The following is a 1,473-nucleotide window of genomic DNA, read 5'->3' on the forward strand; positions in this document are numbered from 1 at the left end:
CTCCTGGAACGTGCCGAACGGATTTTTCTCATTGGAGAAATCGTTCGGGCTGACCTTCTGGATCAGCTTTCTCGCGTCCGGGCCCATCAGGCAGAGCACGCTTTCGGCCGCCGTTACGTCGGTGACGACGACGAACTCGTCGGCGACGTGCTTGCGCAGCCAAGCCAGATCGCGCTGCAGCGTGGCGCCTGGGACGACGAGGAAGAACGCCGTCTCGGACAACCGCGAGACCGTCAGGTCACTCTCGATGCCGCCGCGCTGGTTGAGCATCTGGGTGTAGACGATCTTGCCCGGCGCGACATCCATGTCGTTGGCGCATAGTCTTTGCAGGAAAGCACAGGCGTCGCGGCCCTCGACACGGATCTTGCCGAACGAGGTCATGTCGAACAGGCCGACGCCATTCCTGACCGCAAGGTGTTCCTCGCGCTGGTTGTCGAACCAGTTCTGGCGCTTCCAGGAATAGCGGTATTCGCGCTCCTGGCCCTCGCGGGCGAACCAGTTGGCGCGCTCCCAGCCGGCGACTTCGCCGAAGACAGCGCCGCGCGCCTTCAGATGCTCGTGCAGCGGCGAGCGCCTGACATTGCGCGACGTCGCCATCTGACGATAGGGGAAATGATCGGCATAGAGCAGGCCAAGCGTTTCAGAGACGCGCTCCTTCAAATAGCGGCGGTTCTTCTGGAACGGCTGGGCACGGCGGATGTCTACTTCCCACAGGTCGAAGGGGGCTTCGCCATCATTGATCCACTGCGCCAGCGCCATGCCGGCGCCACCGGAGGAGACGATGCCGATCGAATTGTAGCCGGTCGCCATCCAGTAGCCGGACAGTTCCGGCGCCTCGCCGAGATAGTAGCGGTCGTCGGGCGTAAAACTCTCGGGACCATTGAAGAAGGTGTGGATGCCGGCGGTCGCCAGCATCGGCATGCGGTTGACGCCCATTTCGAGGATCGGCTCGAAATGCTCCATATCCTCCGGCAGTTGGTCGAAGCAGAAATCTTCACGGATGCCGTCCATGCCCCAGGGCTTTGCCACCGGCTCGAAAGCGCCCAGCATCATCTTGCCGGCGTCCTCCTTGTAGTAGGCACACTCGTCGGGCACACGCAGCACCGGCAGGCGGGTGAGGCCGGGGATCGGCTCGGTGACGAGGTAAAAATGCTCGCAGGCGTGCAGCGGGATGGTGACGCCGTTCTGCGCTCCCAGTTCGCGCGCCCACATGCCGGCGCAGTTGACGACGATGTCGGCCTCGATGGTGCCTTGCTCTTCGCCTTGTGTCCAGGACACGCCCGTGACGCGGCCGGCCTTGCTGTGGACCTTGGTGACCTTGACGTTCTCGACGATGGTCGCACCGCGCTGGCGCGCGCCCTTGGCCAGTGCCATGGCGATGTTGGCGGGGTCGCACTGGCCGTCGAGCGGCAGATGCACGGCGCCGACGACATCGGAAACATTGAGATGCGGGTACATCTCGCTGACTTCCCT

The 1,473-nt window shown here is 63.6% G+C and carries 1 protein-coding gene; it reads right to left on the reverse strand.

All coding sequences use genetic code 11. The annotated features are described in order from the left end of the window. A partial coding sequence (locus EN991_RS35965) for an FAD-dependent oxidoreductase (RefSeq protein ID WP_164769647.1) occupies window positions 1-1,473 on the reverse strand: 1,473 nt, incomplete at both ends.

It is taken from the genome of Mesorhizobium sp. M7A.F.Ca.US.005.03.2.1 (assembly GCF_003997795.1).
GTDB lineage: Bacteria > Pseudomonadota > Alphaproteobacteria > Rhizobiales > Rhizobiaceae > Mesorhizobium > Mesorhizobium ciceri.